The sequence below is a fragment of the Methylomonas koyamae genome (genome assembly GCF_001644025.1).
Taxonomy (GTDB): Bacteria; Pseudomonadota; Gammaproteobacteria; order Methylococcales; family Methylomonadaceae; genus Methylomonas; species Methylomonas koyamae_A.
The window spans coordinates 78,381-87,701 of record NZ_LUUK01000155.1; the positions used below are offsets into that span (position 1 = coordinate 78,381).

The following is a 9,321-nucleotide window of genomic DNA, read 5'->3' on the forward strand; positions in this document are numbered from 1 at the left end:
GGACCCCATGCCGCAAACCCTTAGCCAGCTCAACCTGATCCTGGACACCATCACCGACGGCGTGCTGGTCGTCGATCCGTCGGGCAAGGTCATCTACGCCAATCAAGCCGCCGAATTGTTGTTGGAACGGGGCGAGTTGGCCGGCCAGATGCTGGCGATTCCGGTCGCCGACAGTCATTTACATTTTCAGGACATTAATTTGATTAGGCCCAGCGGCCTGGCTTGGGCGGAAATGCGCTCTACGCCGCTAACCTGGGAAGGCAAACCCGGCTTCGTCATCGGCTTGCGCGACATTACCGCTCGCAAACAAGCCGAAATTGCGCTGCAAGAGAGCGAGTTGCTGTTCCACACTTTGGCCAAGGTCGCGCCGGTCGGGATTTTCCGTACCGATCGGACCGGCGCCTTCGACTATGTGAATACTCGCTGGTGCGAAATTTCCGGCCTGTCCTTCAGCCATTCCCACGGCGACGCCTGGATCGACGGCCTACACGACGAAGACCGCGCCGAGGTCGCCGCCGCGTGGCGAGCATGCGTCAGCCTGGCCGAACCGTTCTACCGACAATTCCGCTTCCAACTCGGCGACGGCGAGTCGCGTTGGGTGGTTTGCCGAGCCGAGCCGGAGCTTACCGATTCCGGCGACTTGTGCGGCTACGTCGGAACCGTCACCGATATTTCCGAAATCAAGGCTAACGAAGACCGGCTAAGCCAAGCCGCCGCCGTGTTCGAAAGTACTCGGGAAGGCGTGATGATAACCAACGCCGACAAGCAGATTCAGCTGGTCAACAAGGCTTTCAGCGACATTACCGGTTTCTCGCCGGAGCAGGTGATCGGCAAGACCCCGAAAATCATCGCCTCCGGCCACCACAACGTCGATTTTTATCGCGACATGTGGGCAACGCTGGCCAACACCGATCATTGGCAAGGCGAAATCTGGAATCGCCGTAAGAACGGCGAAGTGTTTCCCGAGTTGTTGAGCATCAGCGCGGTGCGCGACGGCCAAGGCGATGTCACCAATTACGTAGGCGTGTTCGCGGATATTTCCAAACTGAAAGCATCCGAAAAGGAACTGGAATTTCTGGCCCACCACGATCCGCTGACCCAACTGCCTAACAGGATGCTATTCCTATCCCGGTTGCGTCACAGTATCGACCAAACCCGCCGCCGGCGCGGCGTGATGGCGGTATTGATGCTGGATCTTGACCGCTTCAAGGACGTCAACGACAGTTTCGGCCACCTGGCGGGCGACGATCTGTTGCAGTTGGTCGCGCAAAGGCTCACCGCCCGTTTGCGCAACAGCGATACGATATGCCGGCTGGGCGGCGATGAGTTCGTCGTGTTGCTCGAGGAAATCCCCCAACCGGAAGCGGCCGCCCAAGTAGCCTCGCAAATTATCGCGGCGCTAAGCCAAATCTGGCGCCTGAGCAGCGGTCACGAAGTCAGAATCGGCGTCAGTGTCGGCATCGCCCTGTTTCCCGAACACGGTCAGACCCCGGACGAACTGATTCAACAGGCCGATACGGCTTTGTATCAAGCCAAAAACGACGGTCGCAACTGTTTCAAATATTTCTCGGAAGATCTGACTCGCGCGGCCCGCGAACGGATGGACCTGGAAATCCGCCTACGCCTCGCCATCGAGCGCCGCGAGTTGCGCGTGTATTTTCAACCGCAAATCGACATCGCCAGCGGCCATTTGGTCGGCGCGGAAGCCCTGCTGCGTTGGGAAACCGATACCGGAGAAATTATCTCGCCGTCGCGTTTCATACCGATCGCCGAGGAAACCGGATTGATCGTGCCCATCGGCAACTGGGTGTTGCAAGAGGTTTGCCGACAAGGCCGGCGCTGGCTGAACCGGGGGCTGGCGCCGATAAAGTTGGCGGTGAATTTATCGTCTCAACAATTTCTGCATAGCGACATCGGCGAAGCGATAGGCAACATTCTGCGGGAGACCGGATTTCCGCCGGAACATCTAGAGTTGGAGCTGACCGAGAGTGTGCTGATGAAACGGGAAAGGGAAGCGATCGAGATCCTACAACAGTTGCACGAACTAGGGCTGGGCTTGTCCATCGACGATTTCGGCACCGGCTATTCGTCGCTGGCCTATCTGAAACTATTTCCGCTGGACGTCATTAAGATCGACAAGAGTTTTATCGAGGACATTCCGGACCACGCCGACGATATGGAAATTACGGCAACCATCATCGCGATGGCAAAGACGCTAAAAATGCGGGTCATCGCGGAAGGCGTCGAAACTGCGGAGCAATTGAATTTTTTGCGCAGCCGCGATTGCGATCAGTATCAGGGCTATCTGACCAGCCGACCGCTACCTATCGCCGAATTCGAAAAATTCAGACGCGACTATCGCCCCCGTCCGGTCGAGCCCACCTGTATCGATTAGAACCGCTATTCCCCGGTCCGACTTGCTTATATCTAACCGCAAAACCGCCGCGAGATCATCGGCGGCGGTTTTGCGGGACACTTCAATACCGCTTAAACGCGCCGACGCAGATACGTCGCAAGACCGGCGATGGCGCTGCCGAACATCCAAACCGCGCCGGGTACGGGTACCGGCGAAGTACCGCATTCCTCGTCGACGCTACTCACGCACACGTTCAACGAACCGGTATTGTCACCGAAAATATCGTCGTTCAGCCCAAATTGCACATAGGTCGCGCCAACCGGCAATTCGAAGCTGATGCCGTATACAAAGCCCTGACCGCTATCCAATTTAATCACGCTGCCCACGCTCAACAATTGCACGATATTGCCGCCGTCGTCGGTCAAAGCACCGACCAGGGATTGCAAGAACAGACCGTAGGGCGCCGGATCGTCCGGATCCTGATTTTTCCCCCATTCGCTTTCGTAATAATAGCTAGGTAACACCTGGCCGCTGGAGCCCAACTCGTCGTCCTTGAATACGCTGCCTACATGGCCGTTATTATTAACGTTCGGCACATCGCCGAACGCGTTGGTTAGACCGTCAAGGTAGGTAATGTAAATTGAATCGCCCGCGCCGATGCCAATATCGGCCAGCTTCAACCGGGCCGGAGGCGTGTAATCCGGAATCGCATCGCTACCGTCCGCGCCGAGACCGTAAGCGTAATCGCCGTTCAAGCCGCCAAGTTCCCAATTCCAAGGACCGGCTGTGCCGGCAACGTTAACGATTTGATGTGCCGCATCCGCGGTCAGCGACATCAAGCCTAGCGTCGCCCCCAATATTGCTTTGTGTATTCCGCCAAACTTAAATTGCATAAAAATCTCCGAATATCCCATCAATGAAACCGTCCGCCACTGCGACCAAGTTTTGTTAAGCAGAAAATACGCCAACTATTTTTTGAAAATAATTTCAATACTTTAATATCCAAACCACATCGCCTTACCTGACACTGTAAAAACCGCCGACACTTTACGGCAACACTTGTGGTATCGTCGGCGCCCACTATCAGCCAACGACCTTTCCCGCCACCGTACAGCCGCATGAGCCAATCCGCCAGTCTTCCGCTATTGTGGACCGAGGCCTTCGCGCTTGAACTTCAGACCTTTTTCACCAATCGCTTGAAATGTCCGGAGGCGGCAGCCGATCTGACGCACGAAACCTATTTGCGCCTGCACCAGAGCATGACTCGGGCACCGGCGGACAATGCCAGGGCGCTGGCATTTAGAATAGCCGTGAATCTGGCAATCGACTACCAGCGCCGGTTGAATGTTCGAAATCAGCATCTCGCCGACTCCGACAGCGATACCTATGCCGATACCGTAGCCGACCCGGCTGGTAACGAGCCTTCGAAGATCTTGATTTCGAGAGAACGTTACGCCGCGCTGCAAGCCGCGCTGGCGGAGCTACCCGCCGATTGCCGCACCGCCTTTCTGTTAAACCGGGTCGAGGACTTGAGTTACCTGGAAATTGCTCAGCGGATGGGCATTTCGCGCAGCAAGGTCGGCCGCCTGCTGGAACAAGCCCTAGCCCACTGCACGCGGAAACTGGAACCATGACCACCGTACCGCAAGCCGCGCCTGGCCCCGATACCGACGGTTTAACCGCCGCCAAGCAACAAGCCGTCCATTGGCTGATCCGCTTGAATGCCGGCGATTTGAGCGAGCAGGAAACACAGGCTTTCGCCGACTGGTTATCTCAGGATTACCGACACTCGGAAGCGCTCGCCGCCGTCGAACAAGTCTTTCAAGATATGACGACGGTAGCCACGCTGGAAACTCGCGCCGCACCGGCACTATCGATCCCCCATGACGCCCCCGGCGCCGAGCTCGTCGCGCTTGGCCCGCGCCGGCTCGGCGGCTGGTCAAACACCATATTTGCGGTAAAACGTTTGGCGATCGCGGCGACCCTACTGCTGGCGGTATCGGCTGTCTCACCGCTAGTCAGCCGTTGGCTGGACAGCTGTCGTAGCGACTATCGCACCGCGACCGGCGAACAGCGCGAGATCGAACTGGTCGACGGCAGTCGACTGCTGATGAACACAGACACCGCTGTTTCGGTCGACGCCGACGCTACGGTCAGACGACTCAAACTGTATCGCGGTCAAGCCCGTTTCTGGGTTGCCGCCGATCGAAACCGGCCCTTCGAAGTGCAAGCCGGCGATCTTACCGTCCGCGCCTTAGGCACGATCTTCGAGGTCTACGTCAGCCAAAGCGGCGAGACGCGCATCCTCGTGCAGGAACACGCGGTGGCGGTGAGCGCTGGTGCCAGCGACCGCCGCGAAGTGGGCGAAGGCCAACAACTCGACTATCGGCCCGGCCAAGCGCTGGCCGCCGCGGAACCGGCCGATCTCGATCAAGCCACGGCCTGGCAGCAGGGGCAACTAACCATCAACGACCGGCCTTTAGCCGAGCTGATTGCGGATTTGGAACGCTACCGCTCCGGGCGCATTCTGCTCGCCGGTGCCGACTTAGCAAAATTGCGCGTAACCGGCGTATTTCCGTTACGCGAGCCGGATCGGATTTTATCCGCCGTTCGCACCATTCTTCATTTACGGCAAACCGACTTGGGACCTTGGCTGACGATCCTGCACCGCTGATGCTACCACCCGGGTTGCAATGGCGATTCCCCAGGCCAGCCGCCATCGCCAAGCGTCGCTGAATACCGGCGTAACCGCTGATCGATGCGTTCACATCCGCTCGCGCCAACTTTTTTGAGACGATTTTTTTAGTCGTGCGTTTTGTATAGGGAGATTCATACCACTACTGGAGAGAACGTGACAGCAAATCACTCGAAACGCCGCGGAAACCACAACGTCATGCTGAATTGCGCCACGGCGTTGTTGGCCGCTTTTGTCGGAGGCTCGTATAGCATCGACTCCGCACGCGCCGAAGCACTACCGCGCGCTTACCACATTCCCGCTCAATCGTTAAACAACGCGCTGATGAAATTCGCCAGCGAATCCAGCCTGACAATCCTGTTTACCGCCGACCAAGTCCGCGGCCTGAACAGCGAAGCGATCGAAGGCCAAATGACGCCACAACAGGCTTTGGAACGTCTATTGCGCGGCAGTGGCTACCGCTTCCGCTTCATCGACCAAAACACGGTGACGTTGGATAAAACCGCCGAGACACCCACCACGCCTGCCCCCGACACATTGCCGCCGGTTTCTATAGTCGGGAAAGCGATCTACGACGCGACGGCCCCATTCAACCCAGACTACAAGTTGCCGAATGCGTCGACGGCCACCAAAACCGATACGCCAATCATGGAAACGCCGTTTTCGGTACAAGTGGTGTCCAAGCAAGTATTGCAGGACCGCCAAGCCGTGCGTCTGGAGAAAGCCCTGGAATACGTCAGCGGGGTGGTTCAAGGCGGATTCAACCAGCAGACTTCGGACGGTTTCATGGTTCGCGGCTTTCAAACCACCAATTATTATCGGGATGGCACGTTGATGCCGATCAGCTTTGCTCTGGCCTCCACCAAACGCGAAACCGCCAATCTAGAAAGCGTCGAGGTTCTTAAAGGCCCCGGCTCGCTACTTTATGGTAGAGCGGAGCCGGGCGGCGTGATTAATATCGTCACCAAACAACCGCTATCCACCCCTTATTATTCGGTACAACAACAATTTGGCTCGTATGCGTTTTATCGGACAACGGTCGATGCCACCGGCCCGCTATCCAGCGACGATAGCTTGCTTTATCGAGCAAATTTATCGTACGAGAACTCCGGATCGAATCGGGACTTTGTCAATACCGATAAAGTCTTTTTCGCACCGGTCTTAAAATGGAATATCGGTCCGAGAACCCAAGCATCGTTCGAACTCGAATACCAACACTTCAACACGATTCAAGATATTGGCATTCCGCCTATAGGCAATCGGCCCGCGCAAGTCGCCAGGAATCGGAATCTAGCCGAACCCTTCAACAGCCAATGGAACGGCGACAGTCTATTGCTGGGCGTCAATTGGTCGCACGAATTTAACGACCGCTGGAAAATCGTCAATAAATTCCTGACACAGCGCGTCGACATCGACAACGCCTACACTAGCTTCGCGACCTTCGAGCCGGTATTGTCGGACGGCAACTTCAATCTCAAAACCATTAGTTTTCCGAAGCAGCGCAACGAAAACTATTTCACCACCGTGAATCTGCTCGGCAAAATCGAACATGCCCAGCTAACGCACGACGTATTGTTCGGTTTCGACTATATGAACGTCCGGTACATGGCCAACATCAATAATTCCTCGGCATTGTGGCCCAACAATCTGTTTAACCCGGTGTATCAAACGTCGACGCCGGGATTCGATCCGGCGGCGCAGTTTACCTATTCGCAAACTCAATCCTGGTATGGCCTATATTTTCAGGACCAGATTACGTTGCCGGGCGGCTGGCACTTGATGGGCGGCTTGCGTTACGACAACGCCAACTTGCGCGACAACGTCTCGGGTTTGGATTCGCCGGGCGAAGACCGCGTCAATCCACGCGGTGGGGTTTTATGGCAACCCATGCCCTGGCTGTCTTTGTACGGCAGCTACACCGAGAATTTCGGGGTATCCAATAGCTCGTTCAATGCCGACGGCCATAATTTGCCGCCGCAAACCGCACAACAGTGGGAGACCGGCGTAAAAACCGAATTCCTCGACGGCAAATTGCGCTCCACCCTGTCCTACTTCGACCTGAAACAGCAAAACTTGCCGACGTCCATTCCCGGAAGCTTTTACTACCGCGCGTTAGGAGGCGCGGAAACCCGCGGTATCGAATTCGACAGTACCGGTGAAATCCTGCCCGGTTGGAACCTGATCGCATCCTATACCTATATGCCGTTCGCGAAAATCACCAAGGATGTCGATAGCGACGGCAATATCGGCAATCAGGGCCACCGTTTGTTCGCGGCCCCGGAACACTTTGGCAGCGTTTGGAACACCTACGAGTTTCAACAGGGCCAATTGCAAGGATTCAAATTAGGCGCGGGCCTGGTGGCCGTGGATCAAAGACAAGGCAACCCGGAGAATACCTATCAAGTACCCGGCTACGTTACTCTGAATCTGATGACCGGCTACCAAACCAGAATTGGCGGATCAAAAGTCACCGCGCAATTGAACGCCGACAATATACTGAATAAAACGTACTTCGTCGGCACCAACAGCGCCAATCAAATCCAATTCGGTGCGCCGCTCAGCCTAATGGGCTCGGTCCGCGTCGACTTTTAAAAATTCTGACGTCGTTCGGACTCGCGTTGGCGTTTAATCGGGGAGCCGAGTTGCTCCCTAAACGGCAACCGGAAACTTCAACGACCGCTGCCGCCTAGTCGTCCGGCGGCGTTCGGCGTTTTTCCGAGACTTGGACGGATATTTTAGACATGCGGCGCCGGACGCTGCTTACAACCACGGGGTCGATACGGATCGATTTTACAGTCGGCGACAACATCCGGACTTTGAGCTATCGGACGGTGGCGCGGTAAATCATCAATGGGCGAAACGGCCCCCGCCGGAACTAGGCTCGAACGAAAAGATTTGCTGCTCGAAGCACTATCGCAACCCTAAAACACCCCCGAATATAGGCCCGCATCCGCTTTTGGCGAGGATTTTCGTAGGGGCTCCCAGCCTCTTCCGAAAACGAGCGGCATACCCGAAAAGCGGGGCAGGCTCTCCCTGCCGCTCCCCTGCGGGCTGCTCACTCGATACATCCATGTATCTCGCCTCCGGGTGCTACGCATGCAAATCGGCCATCCTGCCGATTTGTCTCACCAAAAGCTGCGATGCTCGGGGTGAAATAACGGGAACACCCCCTCGCGAGATGAAAGGCTATTAGATGATTTTGAAAGCTAGGATTGTAATTGTGTTGTAGGATGCTGCCGACAATAGGAAGCCCATCGTTCGCTACCGATGCGCTTCACTCCGTTCAGCACATCCTACGGTCCTGGAATTCATTCAAATGCCGTTAAATCCCTATCATATCGAAAATCAAGAACCTACTTTGCAGCAGTCCTTATATGTATTTATGGACATACTGGGATATGAGGAAATTGTCGGACAGTCAATCTCTTCCGAAGATCAGCAAAAAATGCTGCGAAAACTTCATCAGGCTTTGGAGTATGCACGAAGAACCTACTTAGAACATCGCCCAGAGGACGACTTGCTCGTTGAGGCAGTGGGTAAACAAGATTATGCTCTTAAAGGTTTTACCGACAATATCGTGATGGGGTGGCCAATTGGAAAAGACCCAAGATGGAGTTTTGAAATGGCTTTTGATTGTTTGAAACACTTCCAGCTTACAATGATTATAGAAGGTTTTTTTATTCGTGGGGCCATCTCTTTTGGCGATATTTATATTGATGAAACGGTGGTTTTCGGAAAACCTGTTATGGATGCATACAAAGGTGAGAATAGAGACGCCCGCGACCCTCGAATTATTTTCACTCAATCGGCAGCAGATGAGATCAAGAAACACCGTGATAAATTGGGGACCCAATTGTATCAGCGAGATATTCTGAAGGATACTGACGGTCGATTGTTCCTAAACTATCTTGATAGTGTCATGATTGCTGAAGAGGAATATTGCCCAATATCCGCTGATGTTAGAAGTCACAAAACTAGAGTAGAAGCGGAATTAGCCAAATCTAGAGGAAACCCTTCGATTTGGTCCAAATATGCTTGGGTTGCAAAATACCATAATGACTTTTGCGATCAACATTCCGATGAGTTCAATGATGAGTATAAAATTAATTTTTAGCTAATCCAGGCAATGTCCACATACCTTGATGATTAATGTGAGCTGAGCAAATTTACCCACCATCTCCCTCGTTTCCACATGCCGAGTTGGAACGAGGAAAAAAAAACCTCTAATGCATTAAAAACTCGGAATTCTCCTCGTTCCCACGCGCCGCGT

General features: G+C 54.7%; 6 protein-coding genes. 5 read left to right on the plus strand and 1 reads right to left on the minus strand.

Going from position 1 to position 9,321, the window contains the following annotated elements; all coding sequences use genetic code 11:
• Positions 1-7 precede the first annotated feature (7 nt).
• Positions 8-2,395, plus strand: coding sequence for an EAL and GGDEF domain-containing protein (locus A1355_RS10855; protein WP_064027891.1), 2,388 nt, complete (start codon positions 8-10; stop codon positions 2,393-2,395).
• Between the two features lie 92 nt (positions 2,396-2,487).
• On the opposite strand, the gene A1355_RS10860 is transcribed toward A1355_RS10855, so the two are convergent.
• Positions 2,488-3,249, minus strand: coding sequence for a hypothetical protein (locus tag A1355_RS10860; RefSeq protein ID WP_064027893.1), 762 nt, complete (start codon positions 3,247-3,249; stop codon positions 2,488-2,490).
• A 225-nt stretch (positions 3,250-3,474) separates the two neighbouring features.
• Here A1355_RS10860 and A1355_RS10865 point away from each other — a divergent pair, with 225 nt between their 5' ends.
• The 4 genes from A1355_RS10865 (at position 3,475) to A1355_RS10880 (ending at position 9,165) form a co-directional block, all read left to right on the plus strand.
• Positions 3,475-3,990 (plus strand): RNA polymerase sigma factor, encoded by a 516-nt coding sequence (locus A1355_RS10865; protein WP_064027895.1) that lies wholly within the window; start codon positions 3,475-3,477, stop codon positions 3,988-3,990.
• The gene (locus tag A1355_RS10870) at positions 3,987-5,030 is read left to right on the plus strand and encodes a FecR family protein (protein WP_064027897.1); all 1,044 of its coding nucleotides are present in this window, start codon (positions 3,987-3,989) and stop codon (positions 5,028-5,030) included. The genes A1355_RS10865 and A1355_RS10870 overlap by 4 nt, the downstream gene beginning before the upstream one ends.
• 177 nt (positions 5,031-5,207) lie before the next feature.
• Entirely contained in the window at positions 5,208-7,643 is a 2,436-nt protein-coding gene (locus A1355_RS10875; RefSeq protein ID WP_157197842.1) for a TonB-dependent siderophore receptor, read from the plus strand.
• A gap of 724 nt (positions 7,644-8,367) precedes the next feature.
• Positions 8,368-9,165, plus strand: a complete 798-nt coding sequence (locus tag A1355_RS10880) for a hypothetical protein (RefSeq protein ID WP_157197843.1) — start codon at positions 8,368-8,370, stop codon at positions 9,163-9,165.
• Positions 9,166-9,321: the final 156 nt, after the last annotated feature.

What these genes read in the sequence shown, in the direction of transcription:
- A1355_RS10880 (WP_157197843.1), top strand. Translation starts at nt 8,368, where the DNA reads ATGCCGTTAAATCCCTATCATATCGAAAATCAAGAACCTACTTTGCAG.
- A1355_RS10870 (WP_064027897.1), top strand. Translation starts at nt 3,987, where the DNA reads ATGACCACCGTACCGCAAGCCGCGCCTGGCCCCGATACCGACGGTTTA.
- A1355_RS10865 (WP_064027895.1), top strand. Translation starts at nt 3,475, where the DNA reads ATGAGCCAATCCGCCAGTCTTCCGCTATTGTGGACCGAGGCCTTCGCG.
- A1355_RS10855 (WP_064027891.1), top strand. Translation starts at nt 8, where the DNA reads ATGCCGCAAACCCTTAGCCAGCTCAACCTGATCCTGGACACCATCACC.
- A1355_RS10860 (WP_064027893.1), bottom strand. Translation starts at nt 3,249, where the DNA reads ATGCAATTTAAGTTTGGCGGAATACACAAAGCAATATTGGGGGCGACG.